This window comes from Commensalibacter papalotli (ex Servin-Garciduenas et al. 2014) (genome assembly GCF_000527695.1).
In the GTDB taxonomy this organism is placed as follows: Bacteria; Pseudomonadota; Alphaproteobacteria; order Acetobacterales; family Acetobacteraceae; genus Commensalibacter; species Commensalibacter papalotli.
In genome coordinates this window covers 1-26,337 of the sequence record NZ_ATSX01000007.1, presented here as the reverse complement: position 1 = coordinate 26,337, position 26,337 = coordinate 1, and the positions used below count along the sequence as shown (strand labels likewise).

At 37.7% G+C, this 26,337-nt stretch carries 18 protein-coding genes and 4 tRNA genes; 9 read left to right on the top strand and 13 right to left on the bottom strand.

What is annotated here, in order from left to right; translation table 11 throughout:
- Positions 1-117: 117 nt before the first annotated feature.
- A complete protein-coding gene (locus tag COMX_RS10295; RefSeq protein WP_152534215.1) occupies positions 118-1,035 on the bottom strand; it encodes a restriction endonuclease in 918 nt (305 codons plus the stop codon).
- 365 nt (positions 1,036-1,400) lie between these two features.
- Here COMX_RS10295 and ilvD point away from each other — a divergent pair, with 365 nt between their 5' ends.
- Positions 1,401-3,236 carry a dihydroxy-acid dehydratase gene (ilvD, locus tag COMX_RS10290; protein ID WP_034341044.1) on the top strand — a complete coding sequence of 612 codons (1,836 nt, stop codon included), beginning with the start codon at positions 1,401-1,403 and terminating at the stop codon, positions 3,234-3,236.
- A 63-nt stretch (positions 3,237-3,299) separates the two neighbouring features.
- Here ilvD and COMX_RS10285 read toward each other — a convergent pair whose 3' ends face one another.
- From COMX_RS10285 to COMX_RS10245, 9 genes are all read right to left on the bottom strand, one after another.
- Positions 3,300-4,229 (bottom strand): hypothetical protein, encoded by a 930-nt coding sequence (locus COMX_RS10285; protein ID WP_034341041.1) that lies wholly within the window; start codon positions 4,227-4,229, stop codon positions 3,300-3,302.
- 75 nt (positions 4,230-4,304) lie between these two features.
- A tRNA-Glu gene (locus COMX_RS10280) sits at positions 4,305-4,380 on the bottom strand.
- Positions 4,381-4,464: 84 nt separating this feature from the next.
- A tRNA-Glu gene (locus COMX_RS10275) sits at positions 4,465-4,540 on the bottom strand.
- Positions 4,541-4,615: 75 nt separating this feature from the next.
- Positions 4,616-4,691 (bottom strand) — tRNA-Glu (locus COMX_RS10270).
- A gap of 61 nt (positions 4,692-4,752) precedes the next feature.
- On the bottom strand, positions 4,753-6,486 hold the full coding sequence (gene recJ / locus COMX_RS10265; protein WP_371827982.1) for a single-stranded-DNA-specific exonuclease RecJ: 1,734 nt from the start codon (positions 6,484-6,486) through the stop codon (positions 4,753-4,755).
- Between the two features lie 106 nt (positions 6,487-6,592).
- Positions 6,593-7,591 (bottom strand): class II fructose-bisphosphatase, encoded by a 999-nt coding sequence (gene glpX, locus COMX_RS10260; protein WP_034341036.1) that lies wholly within the window; start codon positions 7,589-7,591, stop codon positions 6,593-6,595.
- A gap of 26 nt (positions 7,592-7,617) precedes the next feature.
- Positions 7,618-8,940 (bottom strand): homoserine dehydrogenase, encoded by a 1,323-nt coding sequence (locus COMX_RS10255; protein ID WP_034341034.1) that lies wholly within the window; start codon positions 8,938-8,940, stop codon positions 7,618-7,620.
- A gap of 50 nt (positions 8,941-8,990) precedes the next feature.
- On the bottom strand, positions 8,991-10,175 hold the full coding sequence (locus COMX_RS10250; RefSeq protein WP_034341030.1) for an LL-diaminopimelate aminotransferase: 1,185 nt from the start codon (positions 10,173-10,175) through the stop codon (positions 8,991-8,993).
- Positions 10,176-10,214: 39 nt separating this feature from the next.
- Positions 10,215-11,210, bottom strand: coding sequence for an OmpA family protein (locus COMX_RS10245; RefSeq protein ID WP_034341026.1), 996 nt, complete (start codon positions 11,208-11,210; stop codon positions 10,215-10,217).
- 267 nt (positions 11,211-11,477) lie between these two features.
- Between COMX_RS10245 and COMX_RS10240 the strand changes: the two genes are divergently transcribed.
- Positions 11,478-12,140, top strand: coding sequence for an ATP-dependent Clp protease proteolytic subunit (locus COMX_RS10240; RefSeq protein ID WP_034341023.1), 663 nt, complete (start codon positions 11,478-11,480; stop codon positions 12,138-12,140).
- A 24-nt stretch (positions 12,141-12,164) separates the two neighbouring features.
- The gene (locus tag COMX_RS10235; protein ID WP_034341020.1) at positions 12,165-13,154 is read left to right on the top strand and encodes a hypothetical protein; all 990 of its coding nucleotides are present in this window, start codon (positions 12,165-12,167) and stop codon (positions 13,152-13,154) included.
- A 62-nt stretch (positions 13,155-13,216) separates the two neighbouring features.
- Here the strand turns inward: COMX_RS10235 and COMX_RS10230 are convergent, their stop codons facing one another.
- Complete coding sequence (locus tag COMX_RS10230; protein WP_034341018.1) at positions 13,217-14,263, bottom strand: ABC transporter substrate-binding protein; 1,047 nt, start codon at positions 14,261-14,263, stop codon at positions 13,217-13,219.
- 96 nt (positions 14,264-14,359) lie between these two features.
- Here COMX_RS10230 and COMX_RS10225 point away from each other — a divergent pair.
- The 5 genes from COMX_RS10225 to COMX_RS10205 all read left to right on the top strand — a co-directional run bounded on the left by COMX_RS10225 (position 14,360) and on the right by COMX_RS10205 (position 22,012).
- Positions 14,360-14,435: transfer RNA gene (locus tag COMX_RS10225), tRNA-Asn, on the top strand.
- Positions 14,436-14,753: 318 nt separating this feature from the next.
- Positions 14,754-16,325: a carbohydrate porin gene (locus COMX_RS10220; protein WP_161631869.1), complete on the top strand. Its 1,572-nt coding sequence runs from the start codon at positions 14,754-14,756 to the stop codon at positions 16,323-16,325.
- A gap of 195 nt (positions 16,326-16,520) precedes the next feature.
- A complete protein-coding gene (locus COMX_RS10215; RefSeq protein WP_034341015.1) occupies positions 16,521-18,773 on the top strand; it encodes a beta-glucosidase family protein in 2,253 nt (750 codons plus the stop codon).
- Positions 18,774-19,009: 236 nt separating this feature from the next.
- A complete protein-coding gene (locus COMX_RS10210) occupies positions 19,010-21,259 on the top strand; it encodes a beta-glucosidase (RefSeq protein WP_051462125.1) in 2,250 nt (749 codons plus the stop codon).
- A 117-nt stretch (positions 21,260-21,376) separates the two neighbouring features.
- On the top strand, positions 21,377-22,012 hold the full coding sequence (locus COMX_RS10205; protein WP_034341010.1) for a hypothetical protein: 636 nt from the start codon (positions 21,377-21,379) through the stop codon (positions 22,010-22,012).
- Positions 22,013-22,067: 55 nt separating this feature from the next.
- On the opposite strand, the gene yiaY is transcribed toward COMX_RS10205, so the two are convergent.
- Together yiaY and COMX_RS10195 are read right to left on the bottom strand one after the other, a co-directional pair.
- Positions 22,068-23,216: an L-threonine dehydrogenase gene (gene yiaY, locus COMX_RS10200; protein WP_034341007.1), complete on the bottom strand. Its 1,149-nt coding sequence runs from the start codon at positions 23,214-23,216 to the stop codon at positions 22,068-22,070.
- A gap of 120 nt (positions 23,217-23,336) precedes the next feature.
- Entirely contained in the window at positions 23,337-24,785 is a 1,449-nt protein-coding gene (locus COMX_RS10195; RefSeq protein WP_034341003.1) for a catalase, read from the bottom strand.
- 281 nt (positions 24,786-25,066) lie between these two features.
- Here COMX_RS10195 and COMX_RS10190 point away from each other — a divergent pair, with 281 nt between their 5' ends.
- Positions 25,067-26,173, top strand: a complete 1,107-nt coding sequence (locus COMX_RS10190) for a glycosyltransferase (RefSeq protein ID WP_034341001.1) — start codon at positions 25,067-25,069, stop codon at positions 26,171-26,173.
- The last annotated feature ends 164 nt before the right edge of the window (positions 26,174-26,337 follow it).

The following is a 26,337-nucleotide window of genomic DNA, read 5'->3' as shown; positions in this document are numbered from 1 at the left end:
CGGTAGCTCGTCAGGCTCATAACCTGAAGGTCAGAGGTTCAAATCCTCTCCCCGCTCCCAATATCTCAATAAATAAACTAAAAAAACCCATATGAAGTTTTGTTGTATTTAAAATTATTAGTTATTAAATTCGTTTACTGGTAAGTATGCTTGACCTGTCTGAGAGGCATGACGTCTTACTCTCGAAATAATTTCTTCAAAATTCATAATATCAGAGAAAAATAAGTATAAATGATTTACATCTATGATAAGTAATGTTGTTTTACCGCCAGATGCTTCCGAAATTGCTACTTTACTATAACCGCTTACAGATACCATTATCCCCATTGTGTTATCTGCCATTTTACTGACTTTTGCCTTTAAAGAGTCGATTTCTTCAGCTCCAGATTGGTTTTTCGTAAATTTTAATTCTAAGAGATAGGTTGTACCCTCGTGAGTTAAAGAACCATCTATTTGTCTACCATTAGTTATATATGGACGTTTATTTTGTATTTCACAAAAATCAAGTAATTGATAAAACCATCTTTCAAAAGCATATCCACCATCTGGTGTTCCTATTTTAGATTGTAATTCTTCGAATTCTTTTTGAAGTTTGCTTTTATCCGTTTGAGATCGCTGAATGCGTTCTTTTTGAATTTGGGCTCGTTTTTGTGTTTCCAGACGTTCTTTCTCAGATATAACGCGTTCATTATGTTGTTTTAAATATAATTTGAGCTCTTGAACTGCTTTGTAGGCAGCTTGTATTTTTAAATCCGAATCTTCCCAAGGACCTCTTAGGTCAGGAAAAGTGGATTGTTCTGAGAGGCTATATGCCATTCGAGAAATAACAGCTTTACCTTTTGATGTTTGTTGTAATCCATTAAAAAGTCGATCTAAAAAAATACGTTTGCTCTCATCATTTGACCAAGTTGCAATGAATGAAGAAGAAATATGAGATGACATAAGAAATTTTTTAAGAGCCTCTTTTCTCCAATAAGATTTGAGAAGGGCTTCATAAGTTAAATCAATTAGACGAGGGGTTATATTTATAGCCATAAAAGTCTCTTTCTAATTTATGCCTTCAACATCTTAAATTTACCAATAGTTTATTTCAATTAGTAGATTCGAACGAATGATTAAAAACGGAATAAGTATTATTTAGCATTATATAATAATGTAATAAAGCCGATATAAAGTGTAAGTTAGATAGCAATTTTATTGATAATAAAAAGATTATACAATAAGACGAGTCTTAAATCAGGCATATATTATAGATGATTATTAAAAGATTAAGATCATGAAATATATGTGGTTGGTTTTTATGATTCAAATAAGTAATATTCTAAAGGTTATTCTTGAAATTTTTTTAAATAAGAGGGATATATTTTAATATATTCTTAATTTTAAATAGGATTGGTTAAATGCCTAAATATCGTTCACATACTTCTACCCAAGGTCGTAATATGGCGGGGGCTCGTGCATTATGGCGGGCGACTGGAATGAAAGATGGAGATTTTAACAAACCTATTATTGCTGTGGTGAATTCATTTACTCAATTTGTGCCTGGACATGTGCATTTAAAAGATCTTGGTGATGTGGTGGCACGTGAAATTGAAGCCGCAGGTGGTGTAGCGAAAGAGTTTAATACGATTGCTGTTGATGATGGGATTGCCATGGGGCATGATGGCATGTTGTATTCTTTGCCTAGTCGAGAAATTATTGCAGATTCAGTTGAATATATGGTTAATGCGCATTGTGCAGATGCCATGGTTTGTATTTCTAACTGTGATAAGATTACACCTGGCATGTTAATGGCATCGATGCGGTTAAATATTCCTGTGATTTTTGTTTCTGGTGGGCCAATGGAAGCAGGGAAAAGCTCAGTTGCTAATCATAAACTTGATTTGATTGATGCGATGGTGGTTGCAGGAAACAATAATATTTCTGACGCACAAGTTGCTGAGTATGAACGCTCAGCTTGTCCAACATGCGGATCATGTTCAGGAATGTTCACGGCGAACTCTATGAATTGTTTGACCGAAGCCTTGGGGCTATCTTTTCCTGGTAATGGAACGACGTTAGCCACTCATAAAGATCGTGAATTACTTTTTAAAAGAGCAGGTCGTCGTATTGTTGAATTATGTAAACAACATTATGAAAACGATGATAATAGCGTTCTTCCAAGATCAATTGCATCAATCGCAGCTTTTGAGAATTCGATGGCGTTGGATATTGCGATGGGTGGGTCAACAAATACGATTTTGCATTTGTTAGCAATTGCGCAAGAGGGGGATGTTTCTTTTACCTTAGAAAATATTGATCGTTTATCTCGTAAAATTCCACAACTTTGTAAAGTGGCTCCAAATACACAAAAATACCATGTTGAAGATGTGCATCGTGCTGGGGGTATTTTCTCTATTTTGGCTGAGTTAGCCAAAGGAAATCTCATTGATACAACGGTTAAAACTATTCATTCTGATACATTGGCTGAAGCGATTCAACAGTGGGATATTAATACGACAAAAGATGATGCAGTTTTACAGTTCTTTAAAGCGGCCCCTGGTGGTGTTCCCACACAGCAAGCATTTAGTCAAGACAGTCGTTGGAAGACTTTAGATACAGATCGTAAAGAGGGGTGTATTCGTAGTGTTGAGCATGCTTATTCCCAAGATGGTGGATTAGCGGTTTTATACGGAAATATTGCTGAAAATGGTTGTGTGGTTAAGACTGCAGGCGTGGATAAATCTATTTTGACCTTTACGGGAAATGCGAAAGTATTTGAAAGCCAAGATGCTTCTGTTGAAGGGATTTTAGGCGATCAAATTGAACCTGGTGATATTGTGGTTATTCGCTATGAAGGGCCAAAAGGTGGGCCTGGTATGCAGGAAATGCTTTACCCAACCAGTTATCTAAAATCTAAAAATCTCGGCAAACTTTGTGCATTGTTAACCGATGGTCGTTTTTCAGGTGGCACTTCTGGGCTTTCTATCGGTCATGTGTCTCCTGAGGCTGCCTCTGGTGGAGCAATTGGGTTGGTTGAGAATGGCGATAAGATTGTGATTGATATTCCTAACCGTTCTATTCAACTTGAAGTATCGGATTCAGATTTGCAAAAACGTCGTGTTGAACAAGACAAAAAAGGCTGGAAGCCTGCGAAACTTCGTGCCAGAAAAGTCAGTTTGGCGTTAAAAGCCTATGCGATGATGGCGACGAGTGCTGATAAAGGTGCGGTTAGAAATAAAGAGTTATTTGAGTAAGATTAATATTAACCTTAATATAAAGAAAGCCTTATGAAGTTTTTTATAAGGCTTTTAAATAATTTATTTATTTTTGCTTTTATGTTGTGTGCTAATAATCGTTTCACGAACCAGATCAATAATTTCATTTTTATCTAGTTTTTCTCGTTCAAGTCCGATCGTAGTTTCACCTTTCTTTAAAATGAAATTGCGTTCTGTAGCTGCTAATTGTTCAATGATTGGTTTTAGTAAAGACGTATCGTTACTTGCTAATGCAGTCATTGCAGCAAATGTTTTTAATTCAATATTACTAATCTCATTTTGATAATATTTGATGTCTTCTTGTATGTTCTTATATAAACGTAAAAAGAAGAAAGCAAAAAATTCAAAAAATATAATAATAGAAATTCGTATAAAGAAATGAATAAGATACGTCCAATGGTCTTGGCTAGTGTTTGGGGCAGTAATAAAAGTGTAGCTTAATATGCTAGCCCCTATAATTGTCGTCGTTATTCCGATCCATAAATTAACTTGCCCTTTCCGATTTAAAATTTGTATTTCAGATGTAAATCTATTTGTACAGTTATCCGTAAACTGTATTAATTTCATTTCCTCGTGTGATAAACTTGATTCAATCGAATTTTCTATTTTGTTTTGAACTTTTGGGTTCGCTGTGTCTAAATAGATTTTATTATTTTTGTTAAGCAAATATGTATCTAATTTATATTTCTCACTTATGAGAGCAGGTATATGTTTATATGCTATAAAAACTTTCCCATATAGTACATAATTTGGACCCAAACTAGCAATGACTGAAATTATAAGCAGAATAAAACTTGTATATAATATAAGGTTATTCAGTCCTTTTTGGATATAGTCAATATTGGGGTTTGATAGTTCAAATGCTATAAGCACAATAGCACCTAGAAAAAAAATAAAAGAAAAGTTATATCGTTTGATAATGTCAGTTTTTACTTTTTGAATTTCATTTAGACTGTTATTTTCTTTTTCCATTGTAAGTGCTTTTTATAATTATAAAGGAATAATTAGTATATAATAACATATTAATTTTATTGGAAAAATGATTATTGGTATCCCGTACGGGATTCGAACCCGTGTTACCGCCTTGAGAAGGCAGCGTCCTAGGCCTCTAGACGAACGGGACATAGGCTATGTATAATAGCAAAAAGTATAATAATCACATTATACATGATATTTAGTTAATCGCAGCAACCACATTTTAAATGATTGGCGTCCCGTACGGGATTCGAACCCGTGTTGCCGCCGTGAAAGGGCGATGTCCTAGGCCTCTAGACGAACGGGACAGAGGCAATGTGTTCTTTTTGAATAGCAGAACGAGCTATGTAGTCTAAACACCAACAACCATATTTTTAAATGATTGGCGTCCCGTACGGGATTCGAACCCGTGTTGCCGCCGTGAAAGGGCGATGTCCTAGGCCTCTAGACGAACGGGACAGAGGCAATGACGTTCTTAATACATGCGCATGGTGATTAGGTCAAGAACAAAAAAATATTTTTATGCGAAAGCCGCATCTTTAATAAAAAAGTCAGCATTTTCCCTGCCATTCCAGCTATTTGTGCGTAACCAACCTGCTAAATGCATAGGACGACGATTATTATAATCTTCTAAATAAGGGGTAATAGGGTTTTGATCTGCTTTGAAAATCAAGGCCTTAATACTGGAACCATTTTCACCTTGCAAGGTTAAACGCAATGTATTGCTGTCTTTACCGATTCTGTCAGAGCGTAAAATATGAACATGAGATAAGACAATCAAAGGCTCATCATTCCCATTCCCAAAAGGGGTCAAACGCTCTATTTGTTTAGCTAATTCAACTGTAGCACCAGCAATAGTAGTCACCCCTTCGATTTCCAAATCAACAACGCTGGGTGCTTGAGCTGCTTTAGAAAGATATTCATTCAAAAATTGGTGTAAAATCTCTGTTTGATCTTTTCGATAGCTATATCCAGCAGCCATCGCATGTCCACCACCATGCAGTAATAAGCCGGCTTGTTTTGCAGCGATAATTGCTGCCCCCAAATCCAGTCCAATTATAGAGCGTCCAGACCCTTTAATCGTGCCATCTGAAAGCTCGGCTCCAATTAAGGTGGGTCTGTTAATTTGTTCTTTGATTCGTCCAGCGACAATACCAACAATCCCAGGATGCCAGTCACTATGATGCAACATGATAACAGGAGAGCCTTTTTCATGCTGCTCTAGGGCTAAATCGGTTGCCTGTTGTAATACGCCTTGCTCAATATTTTGGCGCTGTTTGTTAATCGTGTCTAATCGTTCTGCTAATTGATGGGCTTCCACAGGATTGTGACAAGTTAATAATCTTAGTCCTAAATTTGATTCGGAAATACGACCACCAGCATTGATTCTGGGACCTAAGGCAAAACCACAACTGAATGCATCAGGTGCTTTTTGCACGCCCGAGACTTCTAGTAGGGCAGCTAGTCCAATACGCTCTCTTTTTCCTAAAATCTTTAAGCCTTGTGTAACCAGTGCACGATTTAACCCTGTTAGCGGCATCACGTCACAAATTGTCGAAAGAGCTACTAGATCTAGTAAATTAAGAAGATCGGGTTTTGAGTGATTATCAAAATATTGTTTCTGTTGTAACGCGCGGGTCACGGCAATACAGGCAAGGAAACTGACACCACCAGCGCATAAATAACCTAGACCTGAATTACAATCTAATTGATTGGGATTTACGCTGGCAAAAATAGAAGGTGCTGTTTCGCACTTATGATGATCTAAAACAATAATATCGGTTTTATCTTGTGGGATTGCATCAAAGACTTGATGTGATGCAGCCCCACAATCAACACATATAATTAAGGTTACACCCTGATCGATTAAGCTTTGTAAGGCTGGGGCGTTAGGTCCATAGCCTTCTTTGATTCGATCAGGAATATAAACAATAGGGGAGAGGTGAAGATCGTTAAAAAACTGAGTTAAAATTGCTGAAGAGCAGCCACCATCAACATCATAATCTCCAAAAATAGCAATTTTTTCCTGTTGAATAACGGCTTTGGCAATGCGATCGGCCGCTTTGTCCATATTTTTTAAACAAGAAGGGTCGGGCAATAAGTTTTTTAATTTAGGTTCAAGGAAATGCTCAACTGCTTGGGGCGAAACCCCACGCACGGCAATCATCCTGCCAACGGTATCGTAAAGCGAGGCTTTTTGAGCGATATGTTGAGCATGACGATCCAGTGTGCTGGAATCGCAAAAGGATGGCATACGCCATAACCACCGCCGCCCAGAAAGGCTTTGTTGTATATTCAGGGCAAGCGGTGCTTCAGAAGAAGTTTTTTTTAATAATTCAGACACTGGCTAACAGTTAAATTTATTTAATATCCATTGGTTTTGCTAAGATATTATGGCGTGCATTCACAAAGCGAACCGTTTTTGAACGAGAACGTGTGACCAAAGAATTGGTCCATACGTAATTTCCTCTCCATTGAACGCCTTTTAGAATATCCCCTGTGGTAACGCCTGTTGCAGAGAACAATACATTGCCACTGGCCATATCTTCTAAAAAGAGTTTTCTTTGAGGATCGCCTTCGCTCATTGTTTGGGCACGATCAATCTGAGATTGGTCTTCAAACAGTAAACGCCCTTGCATTTGCCCATCAAAGCATCGAAGTGCAGCTGCTGCTAATACCCCTTCAGGAGCACCACCAGAGCCAATAAATATATCAACATTACTATCAGGAATACAAGTAGCAATGATTCCAGCAACATCCCCATCAGAAAGTAATTTGACACGGACGCCGACTTCACGAGCCTTGGCAATCATTTCTTGATGGCGATCTCTGTCTAATGCGCTCAGTGTAATTTCAGAAACATCCACTTTTTTTGCTTTGGCCAGATTGCGCAGATTGGTTTCAATTGAATTATCAATATCAATGATACCTTCTGGATAATTAGGGCCAATGGCTATTTTATCCATATAAATATCTGGCGCATGAAGGAATTTCCCTTCTTCAGCTAATGCAACCACAGTAATTGCATTAGGAAGATTTTTTGCGGTTAGATTGGTTCCTTCTAATGGATCGACAGCAATATCCATCTTTGGGCCACCAGAACCAACTTTTTCACCAATATAAAGCATTGGTGCTTCGTCCATTTCACCTTCACCAATAACCACTGTTCCTGAAATCGCCACAGTGTCAAAAGCATGCCTCATTCCCTCTACTGCGGCATTATCAGCTTCATTTTTTTTTCCTCGGCCGATCCAGCTAAACGATTGAATAGCAGCAGCTTCGGTGACTCTGACAAGTTCTAATGCAAGATTGCGATCGGAAACAGTATAGGTAGAAGTCGTAGGGGAAGAAAGAGGCATGGTAAACATATTCCTTAGGTAAGTGATTATGCTTCTTCGATACGAAGCATAATATGTTTTTCTGTAATAACAGGAAGTTTTTGAATAGCTTGTAAAGCTTGTAACAATGATTGTTCTTTGGTTTTATGCGTTACTAAAATGATAGGTACAATAGGGGAGTCGTTCATATCATTGGTTGCGCCATGTTGTAATAAGCTGCGTAAAGACACATTATGCTCTTTTAAAATGGTAGCAATATCCGCAACAACACCAGGTTTATCTTGAACCATTAATCGAATGTAATAGGCTTTGATGAATTCGTTACGAGAAACAACGGTTGCTGGGGTTAATTCTTTCCAATCTGTCCCCCACATTGGAATGGTTGAGCCTCTGGCAATATCAATAATATCCGCACTGACCGCAGTAGATGTTGGTCCTTCTCCTGCGCCAGCACCTTCCAACATTAAACGACCAGAAAATTCCCCTTCGGTGAATACTGCATTGGTAACACCGTTTACACGTGCTAATGAAGTATCATGAGGCAACAAAGCAGGGTGAACACGAAGTTCAATACGATTATCTTGGTGTTGTTGTGCAATTCCAATCAATTTGATGGTATATCCCAGCTCTTTGGCATAGTATAAATCATCAGGGTTAATGTCACGAATACCTTCAACAAAAACATCCTTAAAGTGAATAGTATGACCAAAACCAAGGCTGGCTAAAATAGCCAATTTATGTGCCGCGTCGAAACCATCAATATCGGTTGAAGGATCTGCTTCGGCATAGCCCAGCTCTTGAGTCTCTTTGAGAATATCATTAAAAGCGCAACCTGTCTTGGCCATAGCAGTCAAAATATAGTTACATGTTCCATTTAAGATCCCACCAATTCGTTTTAAACGATCTGGGGTTAATGCTTCTTTGATGGTTTTAATAACAGGAATACCCCCTGCAACAGCGGCTTCAAATAAAAGTGGAACATTTTGCTCTTCGGCAAGTTTAGCCAACTCATCACCATGTAAAGCAATTAATGCTTTGTTGGCAGTCACTACACCTTTATGTGCTTTTAACGCTGCACAGACCAAATCATAAGCAATTCCGTTGGCACCGCCAATTAACTCAACAACAACGTCAATTTCAGGATTGGATACAAGATCCATTGGATTGTCATACCATTCAATATGGGATAAATTGATTCCTCGATCCTTACCTTTGCTTTTGGCACTGATCGCCACGATTTCAATGGGGCGGCCAGCTTTATGGGTGACGGACTGAGCATTGGCTTGTAAAAGGCGGACAACGCCACCTCCTACGGTTCCAAGACCAGCGATCCCCAGTTTTAATGGTTTGCTTATAGACGGGGTACTCATAAAATGTTCTCCAGGTTACGATAGACATAAAGATAGTGGTTTTATTTTATTTACTTTGTATAAGTATTCATAAAGGTTTTAATAGAGCGACAAGCTTGTCGTAATCTTTGTGTATTTTCAACCAAACCGATACGGACAAAATCATCACCATACTCACCAAAGCCCAAGCCAGGGGCTACGGCGACCTGTGCTTCTTTAAGGAGCAATTTAGAAAATTCAACGCTGCCCAGATGTTTAAATTGCTCGGGAATTGGTGCCCAAGCAAACATTGATGCTGGTGGTGAAGGAACGTCCCATCCTGCATTATGTAAACCTTTGATTAAAGTATCACGCCGATCTTTATAGAGGTCGCGCATTTCTTGTATATAATCTTGTGGACCGTTTAAAGCAGCGACAGCAGCGATTTGAATAGGCGTAAAAGCGCCGTAATCCAAATATGATTTAATACGTGTCAACGCAGCAATTAATTTCGGATTACCCGCAGCAAAACCAATACGCCATCCAGCCATTGAATATGTTTTTGACATGGACGTAAATTCAACAGCGATGTCTTTTGCGCCAGGCACCTCAAGAATAGAGGGGGGGATTTGATCCCCATAATAGAGTTCTGCATAAGCAAGATCTGATAGAATCCAAATAGATTCTTTTTTTGCAAAAGCAACCAATTCACGATAGAAATCTAAGCTTGCAACATATGAAGTTGGATTAGATGGAAAATTAACAATCAACGCTGTTGGTTTTGGAATAGAGTGGTGAACAGCTCTGTGTAGCGCTTCGAGCATATTCTCATCAGGGGTTGCAGGAATAGAGCGCACGGCAGCGCCTGCAATAATAAATCCAAATTGGTGGATAGGATAAGATGGGTTAGGAACTAAAATAGTGTCCCCTGGGCTGGTGATAGCAGATGCTAAATTGGCCAAACCTTCTTTTGAGCCTAAGGTGACGATTGCTTCAGTTTCAGGATTCAAAGAAACATTAAAGCGACGTTGATAGTAATTGACTAATGCTTTACGTAGCCCAGGAATTCCACGGCTTACAGAATATCCGTGTACGCGTGAAGATGAAGTTGCCTCTACTAATTTTTGCACAACATGTTCTGGTGGGCGGCTGTCGGGATTACCCATACCAAGATCGATGATATCTTCACCGCGCGTACGCGCCGCTTTTTTCGCCGCGTTAACTTCTGCAAATACATAAGGAGGGAGACGGCGTATGCGATGAAATTCTTCGGTCATAGGATACTCAATTCTGTGAAAAAATTATAATAATAAAAATTACTCATCCATTCGAATGCGTACACCATGGCCGATAGCGTGTGCACGAATTACAATAGACGATTCTGGTACATTATGGGCAATTAACATTTTTGCAACTGTTTTTGCACGTAAAAGCCCCAAAGATAATGCTTGGGATTGATCTTTTGGTTCAATTGAATAGGCATCTCCATAGCCATGAACAAAAATTGTGCGTCCATGACGCTGCCAAGCAATAGAATTAATTAACCCATCTTGTTTGGGATTTGGAGTATCCGAATCAATTGGAAATGTTATTAACTCGCCTTTTGGTGCCTCTAAAGGTAATGCCGCAGGTTTAAATGGTGATGGTAAATTCGCATCTGAAGGAATGTTAAATCCAGGGAATTTTGATGGAGGTGGAGGGTTAACAGGAATAGCAGGAATGACGACTGCTTGCTCATCAATTTTCGCACGCAATTCTGGCAGAACAACAGGTTCAGGCGGTGGAGGCGGTGCTTTTTTTGATTCTTTAGGTTTCTCAACGGGTTTTACTGTGTTTTGAACAGGTTGTTTGTCTGCGGCATTGGCCTCTGGAGCGGGATCTTGTCCTACGGCATCAAAGCTTGCAGAAGATTCTTCTGAATTTTGATTGTTGGCTGCTGTTTTAGCTTGCTCTGTATTAGGTTTGCTTTCTGCCACTGGTTGTTGTGGTGCAGGAGGGATTTTGGGTATATCGAGTGGTGCGACTGTATTTTGCCAATCAGAGAGTGTTCTATCTTTGGTTAAAGAGTCGGTAATCTCGTTACGCAATGCAGGTGAAGGTAAAGCAGGGGGCTGGGTTGGGGTTAATCCAACATAAGGATAGGTTTGATCATGACCAGGTACCGGTAATCGAGGCTGGGATACAATACCGCCTTCAAGATTATGGTACCAGCCTACGGGTGTTTTAATAACGGGACTGTTGGCGCATCCCTCTAAACACAAAAAACCCATTAATAAACTATAACGAAGAAATGGTTGGCGAATAAAGGGCACTCTTTTGAACCTCGAGATTTAAAATAAATTAAATAATGTTATTAGTATTATAGTTTTTTTTATGAATGCGCTATTTTCCTTTTGCAACACTAAGTAAATAATCGTCAAAATTGTTGCAAAAAACAAAATATATGAAAAAATTGTTTTATAAAATAATCGTTAAAATATTTCTTATTCTGTTTGTTGAAGTGTATAAGATTTATCAATAAAATGTTTTATAATATGATGAGTAACATCGCATTAGTTGTAAGTTAGAGGGAAAAGTTGATGAATTTTATGCAGTCTGATACGCATAACACAATAATTTTGAATAATAATGATCCTGAAGAGCCTGTAGATCCTTCAGAAAAAATCGAAAAACTAGGTGCTGAAGCACTGGCTTCTTCTGTGTTAGAAAGTAAACTCTTTAAAGAACGAAAAGTTCTTATTTTTGGAGAGGTTAATGACAGGCTTGCCAAAGAAGTAACCGCACGTTTATTAGCTTTGGCATACGATTCTGATCGTCCAATTGATGTTTACGTTAACTCTCCTGGTGGACATGTTGAAAGCGGAGATACAATTCACGATATGATTCGTTTCGTCGATTCTCATGCTCCAATCAATATGATTGGCACTGGATGGGTTGCATCAGCAGGAGCGTTAATTTTTGCTGCTGGTCATAAAGAGCGTCGTGTTTGTTTACCTAATACACGTTTTTTATTGCATCAACCAATGGGTGGTGTCAGGGGACCGGCAACCGATATTGATATTGAAGCCAAAGAAATTATTAAAATGCGTGAACGTTTGAATCATATATTTGCTAAAGAAACAGGGCATTCGTATGAAAAAGTTACAAAAGATACTGATCGTAACTATTGGATGTCTGCAAAAGAAGCAATTGAATACGGATTGGTTCACCGTATTATTCATAAATGGTCTGATATGAAATAATTTTGTCGTTGGAGCGTTGATTAAATGTCTAGTTTAGAAGCAATTTACACAAAACTACCTGAAAATTTACACGATTTGCCAAAACCTCAATCTGAAAAAGAGCTAGAGGAAATGAATTATCGTGTACGTCATTGGATGAGCACTATTCCCGGGACGCTTAAAATCGGTAGTAAAGAGCATAAGCAAGCCGTGTGTCAGATGTTTCGTGAGACATTTAATCCTTATAGACCGACATTTATGAATTGGCCTAAGTTAAGTGAAGAAGAAATTAAACGCTTAAAAAGTTTGCCTATTTGGGATATCGCAGTTCATACTGAGGGCAAAGCACGCTTAAGAATGGCTGCTTATGTTAAAGAAATTGTAGATCCAGAAATGGCAGATGCCATAGCCAGAAATGCTTGGGAAGAAAATCGCCACAAAGAGGTTTTGACTGATTTAGTTAAATTTTATGGTATTCCTTTGGCTGAAGAACAAGAATATCAGTTACCTAAAGATGCAGAATGGGCTTATATGGTTACAGGATTTAGTGAATGCTGGGATAGTTTTTTTGCTTTTGGTTTGTTTTCAGTTGCTCAAAAATCTGGTTTTTTTACAAAAGAACTTATTGAGACATTTGAGCCTGTAATGCAAGAAGAATGTCGTCATATTTTATTATTTGCGAACTGGTTGGCATGGCATCGTAAAAATTTATCTTTGATAAAAAGAGTTAAATTTGAAGCAAAATTATATGCAGTGCATGCGTTTCTTATTTATGAACGTTTAGGTCTAATTAGGGAAGTCGATGTTGATGGTCAGGAATATTATGAAGATAATAACTTTACCATCAATGGTGTTGCAGAGCTGGGTAAAGATAAGACTACTTTAAAAGAATTCTTACAATTATGCCTTTCAGAAAATGAAAAGCGTTTTGCTGGGTATGATCGTAGGTTAGTTAGACCTAAAACTGCACCCTTTTTAACGAGGCTCATTCTGAGATTTTTACCAAAAAAACTTGCTAATAAACAGCTAGCTTAATTTGTTTTTGATTATTAGAATGTTAAACTTCTCTTTTCGATAACTTAAAAGAGGAGTTTTTTTTATGACTGAATTGATAAACAAAATTGTCTTGCCGTACGACTTGAACTAAGGCTATTTGGAACTTTACCCAACAGTTTAAATTCATCAATATATTGTGCAACTTGCTCCCATAATTGATTATTAATAGGTACAATATTTTGATTTTGATTTTTTAACATAGCTAAAATTTCTTTACTACTCATAGCTTTTAATTGATCAGCAAGTAGCATACTGGTTTCTTGCAAATGTTCTGTTTGCCATTTCGAAGCATGACGAATACTGAGTGCTAGCGGTGTAGTAATGTTTGGATTTGTATTCAAAAATTGATTGTTCATTCCAAGAATTCGATTAGCACGAGAACTCCAGCTGCCACTTTGACTTCCGGCTAATTCAAAGACTTGCTTATTTGCATGGCTTAATATTTCCCACATTAAAGGGTCATTGCCAATAATGGCTTGAACTTGATTAGAAAGAAGAGCTGGTAATAGTTCTTCTTTTTCCATTTCAACCCATTTAATGTTTTGTTCGGGATTGAGTCCCTTACGTCTTAACAAGATTGAAAAGAAAAGACGTTCTTTTGCTGAGTGGCGATGGGTTGCAATTTTTAATCCTGCCAGATCTATCAGTCTATCGATTCGTTGCTTGCGTGAGGCTAGTAAGCGAAAATTACCGCCACTAATTCCAACCAATAAGCGTGCTGGCACTCCTCCAAGTAACTCAGGCAACCAATCTAAAGCAGATAACACAGCTGCATCGCATAAATTTTGTTTCAATGCGTCCATAGCCTGTAGGTGATTTTGAATATTGGGTAAAATTGTAACATTTAAAGCGTATTTTTCAAAAAAACCTTCTGTTTGAGCAATCGCTAAGAGCGAATCGCTCTCACTTTTAGGCCATGCAATCCGAATAGATTGCGGTGGATAGTCGTTGATTCTCTGTTTGGGTGATGAGCTAAGGTAATAAGATGCATACCCCCCCCCTCCAACCAGGGCCAAAGTAGCGCCGATGCCAAAAAAAGTTTTTCTGCGACTTATCAATGACTTTGATGATTTATTATGCGTGGTCATAAAAATATTTTACTTAATAGTTAAAAAAAATTAAAAAAAACTAAAAAAACACTTTACCATTAATATCGAATTAGGCTATAGAGAGTTCACGGCTGATCCCGAATAGCTCAGTTGGTAGAGCAAGCGACTGTTAATCGCTCGGTCGTAGGTTCGAGTCCTACTTCGGGAGCCATCTTTAATTTGATATAAAAGCTGTATGTATTTATTAAATACAATTCATATATTTCCAATAAATAAATGATTATATATTATGAGTATGCATTGATTGCATATTCAACACATTCCTGTTTCTATTTCGACACATCATATTTTTTCTTGCTTTGTTAGACGAGATTTATGATTCATTTTACTATGATAGTTGGGTAATCTGTATCTATATTACGAAAGATATTAGTAATCTAGCTACAAAGCATAAGTGAAAACCCAGTTCCATCATGACATGTTTTAAAAGCTAGTGATTCTTAACATTTAAACATGGTAATAGATGAATATGGCATTACTTTGGAATAAACCTAACCTTTTGCAAAGAAGAGAATTTTATTTTCTTTCTTGTTTTTTAATGATGGGTGGAACAGCCTTTTTTGATTCTACGGCAAAAGCCGTTGATGAAAAAAATACACCACCAACGGGAAAGACTAAAGATACCGATGCTATTAACGGATTAACTGATTGGCAGCTAATTCCTGTTGGAAGTGGCGGTGATTGGTTAACTACTATTGGTCGGGTGCAAAGTAACGCGGTTGATAGAGAGAGAATAAAAGAGAGTGGAAATCCATTATTGCCTCAACCTGAACATTTATTTGGCACATGGGGTGGGATTCAACCTTGGTTATATAAACGTGGTATTAATCTAAATTTTGATAACCAAAATGAGTTTGCTGGTAATATTACGGGGGGGACAAGAAAACGTTCTGCTAATGCTGGCGCTGCAGATGCACAACTTGATGTAGATTGGTCTACATTAGTTGGTAAAAATTGGTTCACAAATGGTTTAGTTTCACACATGACAGTTATTGGGCGTTATGGTGCTAACCTCAGCCCGATGATTGGTGAAAATATCACTCAGGTGCAAGAAATTTATGGTGCAGGTGGTAACGTTGTTGCTAAACTTGTGAACTTATATAGTGATAAATACTTTATGGATGGTAAGATCGTTACCTCTTTTGGACGAAGCAATGTGGGTGGCTTTTATGCGACCAGTCCCATTCATTGTTATTTCATGAATAACGGTATTTGCGGTAATCCCAAACCCCTTTCTGGACAGGCAGCAGGGTTTAATGCATGGCCAGATTCAACGTGGGGTATTACAACATTATTTAGACCAACAAAACATTTTTCCATACGTATTGGTATGTTCCAAGTGAACCGTTATGCTTATGGTAACGAAGGTGGAAAGCGTGCTGGATGGGCAGCTATCGTAAGAACTGCAGGAAATGCAGGGGGTGAGTTCCCATTAGAAGTCGTTTATGAACCACATTGGGGAAAAAATGATCTTGTTGGGCATTATAAATTTGGTTTTGCTTATGATACTTCATCTTATCCTGTATGGGGCAGTGGCCTCAATGGTAAAAAAATTACCGAAATGAATGGTGCTGACCAACGTTGGAAACGTGGACGTGATGTTGAATGGTTATTATTAGATCAGATGATTCATCGTAATGGCCCTGGTGATCTGAATGGTGTTATTGGATATGTAGGCTTTGTTCATAGTAATCCTTTGACTTTCCAACGACAAAATGAAGTTATGGTTGGGATGATTAATACGGGCTTTTGGAAAGCCAGACCGATGGATGCCGTTGGTGTTTTATTCATTCATCAAATTATGAGTGGTAAAATGCGTGATGCTCAGCGTTATAATTTAGCCAATGGTGTTTCAATTGGTAATATTGGTGGAGCAACAGGTATTCAGACTGCGGAAACAACTTTTGAGTTAACTTATATTATTCATGTTTACAGAGGTATTCGTTTCCAACCTGATTTTCAATATGAAATTAATCCAAATGCACAAAAGAATATTAAAGATGCAGCGTTCTTAGGATTTAAAAGTCGTGTAGATTTCTAATATTTTGTAAATGGAGTAAATTTTAAAACCTTAATTATTACTTTTTTCATAGAGTAACGATTAAGGTTTTTTTATTATGAGTAGATTTTGTTGATGGTAAACAAAACGTGATGACATCATTTGTTGACCATCAAGAGGATTTTGATAGTAAACTACTAAAATTATTTTAATTTTTTTATTTTAAGGGCCGTCATTATGAAAATATCTCATTTTTTTCTTATGTCATCCATGCTAGTCAGTATGCCCAGTATTGCTTTTTCTGCTGAGCCAGTATGGAAAGATACCTCTTTAACACCTGAAGCGCGTTCAAAGGCACTTGTAAGTGCGATGACACAAGATGAAAAATTGCAAATGGTTGCAAGTCATTATGCAGTTAAGAACGGCCCTGAAAATTCTCCTGTTTTAAAAGGAGCCTTGGGAGGAGCAGGTTATGTTGCTGGTATTCCTCGTCTAGGATTGCCGGCGCAACAAATCACAGATGCTGGGCTAGGGGTTACTAACCCTAATAATGGAAGACCTGGTGATGCGGCCACATCTTTGCCTAGCGGTCAAATTTTGTCTGGAACCTTTGATCCTGATCTTGTTCATGAAGGAGGTCAAATGATAGGGAAAGAGGCATTTGACAGAGGGTTTAATGTTTTACTTGGTGGAGGTGGAGCTGTTTTAGTAAGAGACCCAAGGAATGGTCGTAATTTTGAGTATTTAGGCGAGGATCCTTTGCTCGCTGGAAATATTGCGGCGGCTCAAATACAAGGTATACAAAGCCAGCATGTGATTGCAACAGCTAAACAATTTGCATTTAGTGCTATTGAAACTAATCGTATGAAAGTAGATATGCGTATTGGGGAAAAAGAAGCTAGAGAATCAGATCTTTTGGCTTTTGAAATAGCAATAAAACAGGGACAGCCTGGTGCTATTATGTGTGCTTATAACAAAGTGAATGGTGATTATAGTTGTGAAAATAGTTATTTATTGCAATTACCCAAGAAAAATTGGGGATACCGTGGTTATATATTAACAGATTGGAAAGCAAGCCACAGTACGGTTAAGTCTGCAAATGCTGGTCTAGATCAAGAATCTGGAATATCATCAGATACTAAGGTATACTTTGGTAAAGCATTAAAAACAGCAATTGCCAAAGGTGAGGTTTCTCAAGGTCGATTGGATAATATGGCTTATCGTATTGTATATAGTATGATGCGTATTGGAGCTTATGATAATCCAGCCTATAGGTCTGATCAGCCCGAAGATGTAGCAGCACATGAAGCAATTTCTCAAAAAATTGCAGAAAATGGTATGGTTTTACTTAAAAACCATCATAATATTCTTCCTTTGTCCCCAAGCATTAAAAAGATAGCTATTATCGGTGGTAGAGCAGATGTGGGTGTTATGTCTGGTGGTGGTTCTTCTCAAGTGACAGCCAGAGGGGGCAATATTATTGATCAACAAAGAATTCGGACATGGCCTGGACCTATTACTTACTTCCCATCTTCTCCTATGAAAGCAATACAAGCATTAGCTCCTGATGCCAAAGTTTCCTTTGCTGGGGGTAAAAATATACAAGAAGCCGTAGATTTGGCAAAGCAGTCAGATATCGCTATTATTTTTGCTACGAAATGGAGTGCTGAAGGTTTTGATACTGCGAATTTAGAGCTTTATGGAAATCAAAATCAATTAATTGAAGCAGTTGCTAAAGCTGGGAAACCGGTGATTGTTGTTTTGGAAACAGGCAATCCTGTTGAAATGCCTTGGTTAAATGATGTTGATGGTGTTCTTGCAGCTTGGTATCCTGGTACTTCTGGTGGGCCAGCTATTGCTAATGTTTTATTTGGCAAGGTCAATCCATCAGGTCGTTTAACGGCTTCATGGCCAAAAGCATTAAGTCAAGTTCCATATCCTTATATTGCAGGGGCAGGAAAGATTGCTGTTGCTGATACGTTAAATGTCAAACAATATTCCTCACAAAATCAGGCTGTATCTTCTGTTAATTTAAATGAAGATGGGGCTAATGTCGGCTATCGTTGGTACGAGCAAAAAAGGTTAATGCCACTATTTCCTTTTGGATATGGTTTGTCTTATACGACCTTTAAATATAAAAAATTATCTATTGATAAAAACTTTACAGAAGATCAACATTCTATGACTGCAAATGTAACAGTTAAAAATACAGGGAACCGTAGTGGCGCGGATGTTATTCAGATTTATAGTAAAATGCCAGACGGATCACCAAGTCGTTTGCTAGGTTTCAAAAAAGTAGAACTTAATGCAGGGGAAACTAAAACTGTTCCCGTAACTTTATTCCCAGCCAGCTTGTCTCATTATGTTCCAGAAAAACATAACTGGGAAATTATGTCTGGTAATTATGAAATTTTTGCTAGACCTGATGCTTTATCTCACGAAGGCTTGAAAACAACAATGCGTTTGGATCAGATTGACTTACCTGATTAGTATTCTTTTTTTATCGAATTGCTTTTATCTAGCCACGGCTTAAAACCGTGGCTATTATTTTATCATGATAGAATTTGATATAATTGATAAATAGCTTCATAATTTTTTTATCTAAATTTAAAAACATTGAAACCTTTTTCTAAGAATAAGGCTAATAAAATCTTTTAATAGATTGACTGTTCGTAATAAAAGGAAGTTAATGTTTCTATATATTTAGATCTTAGAAGGACATTCGCATGAAGTTATCTCAGTTATTTCTACTCTCATCTATTCTTGTCAGTGTAACAAACCTTGCTCGTGCAGAAGAAGCGACTTGGAAAGACACTTCCCTTTCTCCAGAAGCTCGTGCAAAAGCCCTTGTGAAGGCAATGACACAGGACGAAAAATTACAGTTAGTTCACAGTCTGTATGCTGTACTCAATGGCCCCAAAAAATTCCCAGTTCCTAAAGGAGCTTTGGGCAGTGCGGCTTATGTTCCTGGTATTAAGAGATTGGGTATCCCAGCGCAACAAATTACAGATGCTGGTTTGGGGGTTACCAATCCTGGTGGTGATCTTCGCCCTGGGGATGCGGCGACTTCATTACCAAGTGGTCAGATTTTATCAGGAACCTTTGACCCTAAGCTTGCTTATGAAGCAGGTAAAGTGACTGGGGCCGAGGCTTTTCATAAAGGTTTTAACGTCTTACTAGGCGGTGGAGCTGTTTTAGTTAGAGATCCAAGAAATGGTCGTAACTTTGAATATTTAGGTGAAGATCCTATACTGGCAGGAAATGTTGCAGCTCAACAAATTAAAGGCGTACAAAGCCAGCATGTTGTTTCTACTGTTAAACATTATGCATTCAATAATATTGAAACAAATCGTTTAAAATTAGACATGAAAGTGGGAGAGAAAGAAGGGCGAGAATCAGACCTCCTTGCTTTTGAGACTGTGATTAAAAAAGGTAATCCTGGCTCTATCATGTGTGCCTATAACAAGGTGAACGGGGATTATGCTTGTGAGAATAGCTATTTATTACAGTTGCCCAAGAAAGAATGGGGATATCAGGGCTATGTGATGACCGATTGGGGAGCAGGTCATAGTACAGTTAAAGCCGCTAATGCAGGATTAGATCAGGAATCTGCTGCTGATCAATTTGATAAAAAGATCTATTTCGGTAAAGATTTGAAAGAAGCGATTGCAAAGGGTGAAGTCCCACAAAGCCGCCTGGATGATATGGCATATCGTGTTTTATATGGTTTGATTCAAGTCGGGGCTTACGATCATCCTGCTACAAAATCAGAGCAACCAGAGAATGTTGCTACACATGAAGCAATTTCTCAAAAGGTTGCCGAAAATGGGATTGTTTTATTACAAAACAAACAAAATATTTTACCACTAGCTACAACCGTAAAAAATATTGCGATTATTGGTGGACATGCTAATGAAGGCGTCTTGTCTGGTGGTGGGTCTTCTCAAGTTACTGCTAGAGGTGGAAATATTAAATTAAAAACAGGGATGCAAACATGGCCTGGCCCAGAATCTTATTTCCCATCTTCACCCATGAAAGCAATCCAAGCTTTGGCACCTGAAGCAAAAGTGCAATTTGCAGGGGGTGATAATATTCAACAAGCTGTTGATTTGGCAAAGAATTCAGACGTTGTGATTATTTTTGCAACAAAATGGAGTGCAGAAGCTTTTGATAATGCAGATTTAAGCTTGCCAGATAATCAAAACCAATTGATTGAAGCCGTGGCTAAGGCAGGAAAACCGGTGGTTGTTGTATTGGAAACAGGAAACCCTGTGGAGATGCCTTGGTTGAATAACGTGGATGCTGTGGTTGAAGCTTGGTTCCCAGGAACTTCTGGTGGGACAGCGATTGCTAATGTTTTATTTGGCAAAGTTAATCCATCTGGACGCTTAACAACTACTTGGCCAAAATCTCTATCACAAGTTCCATATCCAACGATTAAAGGTGCAGGTCGAATTATAAATGCAGACCCTGGTCAGCCAATGGAAAATGATTCTTCTGTTATCTCTTCTTTAAGTCTAGATATAGATAAAGCAAATGTTGGATATCGTTGGTATCAAGATAAAAAGATTACGCCACTTTATCCATTTGGATATGGGTTGTCTTATACAACGTTTAAATATACCAAGATTACGTTGAATAATAATCTATCTGGTAAAAATCCAACCATGACCGCCGAAGTTACGGTTGAAAATACAGGTAAAAAAGACGGTGCAGATGCGGTTCAGGTTTATGGAACCATGCCAGATGGCACGACCAGTCGTTTGCTTGGGTTTGATAAAGTTGCTTTAAAAGCAGGGGAAACAAAAACGGTTTCTATACCATTGGCTCTACAAGCGATTGCGAATTATGAACCTAAAGCTCACCATTGGGAATTACCAGCAGGAGCGTACACGATTGCTGTGAAACCTGATGCACTTTCTAGTGAAGGGGTTAAGACAACGGTTCATATCAATAAAATGAATCTTGCTGATTAACTCGGTTATTGGTTGAGTTGTCTATACGAAGCCACGGTTATATTAGCCGTGGCTTTTTTGTTGTGATATTGATTATAATTAGATTGATGCAGGTATAGATTGGTAAAGAGAAACCATATGAATAATTTTATTTCGTCTTTATATGTGTGGATTGATTTTGTTAAAGCGATTGGCCCTATTATTATTGGTATTTTTGGAGTTTGGATTGCTTATGGTCAATTTAAATTATCAAAATCACAAAGTAAGATATCTCAAGAACAACTACTTCTAGCAAAACAACAAGCAGATATAGCGTTAAAGAAAGTTGAGTTAGATATTCGAGATAGAAGATATGAAGTATTTAAGCGGTGGAATGAGGCTTATTTTACCTTTAAAGATCTAGTTTATAATAATATTCCTAAAGATCAGTTTGTTGAAGCTAGAAATACATTCTTTATGGTCTCAGATGAGATATTTTACATATTTATTAATAATGTAGTTGCTGATATGGTGCCTGCTATTAAACAAGAGATACGAAATATTGAAAACCACAGGCAAGAGTGGTTAATTGAGGCTAATAGGTATTTACCTGAGGAAATAGGTTGGTGGTGGGGAGATCCGTTTCCTGAGCAGGTAGAACCAGGTTTTAATGGATGGGTGTGGTGTGATCTTATGGATACGTATGATAATAATATACGAAACACGCTTAATGAGATTTGTAAAAGAAGAGAAGAATTAATAGTTCAAGCTCTGCAAGAAATGAAAATATTATAAAAAACGCCATACTCTCTCGAATATGACGCTTTTTACTAACTCATGTAATTATAAATTACATAGCAGATTTGAAGATTGCTTCGACTTCTGCTTGGTTACCAACACGAGGGTTGGTTGCAGCACAAGCATCTTTTAATGCGTTTGTTGCCAATGTTGGGATATCTTCTGCTTTAACTTTAAGTTCGGTCAAGTTTGCAGGAATATTGACATCTTTTGACAATGCACGAATAGCAGCAATACAAGCTTTTGCGCCTTCTTCGTCGCTCATATTATCAACATTTACATGCATAGCCGCTGCGATGTCTTTTAGACGGCCAGCACATTTTGGTGCGTTATATTCTTCAACGTGAGGAAGAAGAACCGCATTACATACACCATGAGGCAGGCCATAAAAACCACCCAATTGGTGAGCCATTGCATGAACATAACCCAAAGACGCATTGTTGAAGGCCATCCCAGCTAAGAGTTGTGCATAAGCCATGTTTTCACGAGCAACCATATTTTTACCGTCTTTAACAGCGGTACGTAGGTTGTCAGCGATCAAAGTAGCAGCTTTTAATGCACATGCATCCGTAATAGGAGATGCAGCAATAGATACATATGCTTCAACAGCATGAGTTAAAGCATCCATACCTGTTGCAGCGGTTAATCCAGGAGGCATACCAGCCATTAATGCTGGGTCATTAACAGACAGAATAGGGGTTACCATAGAGGTAACAATTGCCATTTTAATATGACGCACTTCGTCAGTAATAATACAGAAACGTGTAATTTCACTGGCTGTGCCAGCCGTAGTGTTGATTGAAACCAATGGTAGTTGAGGTTTCTTAGGGACATCTAAACCTTCATAGTCTTTGATTTCGCCGCCATTACTTGCCAAAAGAGCGATCCCTTTTGCGCAATCATGAGGTGAACCACCACCAAGAGAAATAACAAAATCACAGTTATTTTCTTTTAGAATTTTTAAACCATCATTAACATTTGTGACAGTTGGGTTTGGATGTGTACCATCATAAATAGAAGTTTTAATACCTTCTTTTGCAAGCAAATCAGACACTTGCTTTGCAGCGCCAGATTTGTTCATAAAAGAATCAGTAACAATCAAGCCATGTTTAAAGCCATATGCTTTGATGTGTGGCACAGCATCACTCAAAGCATTTTCACCGATAACATTTACTGAAGGAATAAAAAATGTGGTACTCATAGATAGTTGTCCTTTGTATTTTCTAAGTTTTATCTAAGTTACGAAGTAATCATACATCATATTTAAATAAAATTATAGAATAGAAGTTTGTTTCTCTTTAACTTATTAGTTTAGTTTAGTTTAGTTTAGTTTTATATTTAATTTTTTAGCGATTCCTTGCCCATATTCTGGATCAATTTTCACAAAGTGTGCCAATACACGTTCAAGTATTTCTTGTTTCACTCCTTGCATAGATGCTGCTAGATTGCTGATCAATAATTCTTTTTGTTCAGCATTCATGAGTTTAAACAAGGCGGCAGGTTGGCTGTAATAATCTGAATCTGTTCTGTGATCATATTGACCTGCAGCACCAGAAAGATCAACAGGAAATAAAGGTTCTGGTTTATTCGTTTGTTTAGGAGCATTTTCATAGCTGTTTGGCTCATAATTTGGGCTGCCACCACCATTTTGATCTAAACGCATTGCGCCATCACGCTGATAATTTGCATAAGGGCATTTTGGCGCATTAATAGGCAATTGTTGATAGTTGGTGCCTATACGATAGCGTTGTGCGTCTGCATATGCAAATACACGTCCTTGTAGCATTTTATCTGGGGATAACCCTGTGCCAGGAACAACATTACTTGGCGCAAAAGCTGCTTGTTCTACCTCAGCAAAATAGTTTTCTGGATTACGGTTAAGCTCAAAATATCCAACCTCATGTAATGGGAATTCTTTTTGAGACCATACTTTGGTAACATCAAAAGGATTTTCTTTATAGTTTTTTGCTTGTTCTTCGGTCATGACTTGGATGTAAACGCCCCATTTAGGATAGTCACCTTTTTCAATAGCGTTAAACAAATCTTCAGTTGCATAATCTGGATTGCTGCCAGCTAGTTCCCCAGCTTTTTCTGGATCAAGATTTTTGATTCCTTGCTGGGTTCTATAGTGCCATTTTACCCATGTTCTGACACCATCTTTGTTAATTAGGCTGTAAGTATGGCTGCCATATCCATGCATAAATCTGAATCCGTCGGGAATTCCACGGTCAGAAAAAAGAATGGTAACTTGATGTAAAGCTTCAGGGGATAGAGAAAAGAAATCCCACATCATGCCAGAATCTTTAAGGTTGCTTTTTGGGTATCTTTTTTGTGTATGTATGAAGTCAGGAAATTTAATGGCATCTCGAATAAAGAACACAGGCGTATTATTGCCCACAATATCCCAGTTACCTTCTTCGGTATAAAATTTTAAAGAAAATCCTCTGGGGTCACGTGCTGTATCTGCAGAACCACGTTCACCACCTACGGTTGAAAAACGTGCAAGCATAGGTGTTTTTTTGCCAATTGTGTTAAAGAGATTTGCGTTGGTATATTGTGTGATATCTTTGGTAACAACAAACGTGCCATGTGCACCTGCGCCTTTGGCATGGACACGGCGTTCTGGAATATTTTCACGATTGAAATGAGCAAGTTTCTCAATTAAATTAAAATCGTCAATAAGGACAGGGCCTCTGGGGCCAGCTGTACGAGAATTTTGATTGTCAGCAATCGGAGCGCCGTTGGCACCAGTAAGAGTTTTTTTACTCATTATTTATGTTCCTTAAATATAATAGTCAATAGATTAGTAATTCAGCTTTTTATTATACAATTCATGATAGAGGTTTGTAGTTTTTAATCAAACGAAAAAAAATAATATATCTTATTGATTATATGAATAATTATTAGGGTAAGCATAATAAACTATATCTATTGCCGTTATTTATTATTCTGGCTTAACAAAGAAAATTGAAGATTTATGGTTTATAAATTGTTATGTTTTGCTTATGTGAAAAAGCACAGAATATATATTGATAAAAATCAGGGGTTCCTATGAAAATCTATTATGTGATCAGTAGTTTAGAAGGTGGTGGTGCAGAATTTATAATTCCTGATTTGGCTGACTTTTTTAAAAGCCAAGGACATAGTTTTAAAGTATTAGCATGCTTACCCAGAGATATGGAAACAGCTGCTTTATTGGAAAAAAGGAATGTGCCTTATCAATTGCTTTCTTTAAATGGTGATAACCGTTTAAAATCAACCTATAATTTATATAAAGCAGTGAAAAAGTCTCCACCTGACCTGATTTGGACGTCTTTGTCTCGTGGAACGATGGATGGGCAAATAATAGGAAAATTATGTAATATTCCCGTTGTTAGTTGGAAGCATAGTGCTAATCTTAGGGCTTATAAAGCGGCGGCTCTTCGTTTTTTACAACGGTATAGTCAATTTTGGGTCGCAGATTCTGATGGTGTCGCTGATTTTTTACAAACTGGGATGGATGTTTCTTCTGATAGAGTGATGACGTGGCCTTTGTTTAAAGTTCCAGAAAGCTTGCCTAAAATGCCAGTCTGGGATGGAAATGGCGTATTTCATATAGGAAGTATGGGACGTTTACACCCAGTTAAAAATTTTCATATTATGATCAAATCCATTGATTATATTAATCAGAAATACCCAGAAGTTGGAACAAAAATTCATTTTTCTATCGCTGGTGCAGGTGGTGAAGAACAAAAATTACAAAATTTAATTCAAGAGTTACAGTTAAATAATGTTGAGTTAGTAGGTTTTTATTCAAATGTTATGGATTATTTAAAAACCTTGCATCTTTATACACAAACTTCAACTTATGAAGGGATGTGTATTGCGTTGCACGAAGCTTTGGCTGCGGGTTTACCTGTTATTTCTTCCTCTGTAGGAGAGATGCGTTTCTGTGTAAAGAATAATCCTATTGGCACATTGCTGGATGAAAACTCACCAGAAGCTCTAGGTGAGGCCATAGTTGAATATTTTCATAACCCAGCAAAGACAACTGAATATGCACAAAACGCGCGTAATTATATCCAGTCACGTTATAGTCCAATAGCTTTTCAAAATGCTGGAAAAGCTATTTTAAACCGTATTGAAACTGAAATTTTACCATCATTTCAAAAATATTAAAATTGGATGAATGTATTAGTTTAAATTTTTTGTATAAAAACCCTCTCCTTTTTGTGTTTTAAAAGGGAGGGTTACATCAATTTATTTATAAATCGATTAAAATTACGCAATTTTCTCTGCGACTTCAATCATATCTACGAAATATTCTGATGTTGCGGTTAATT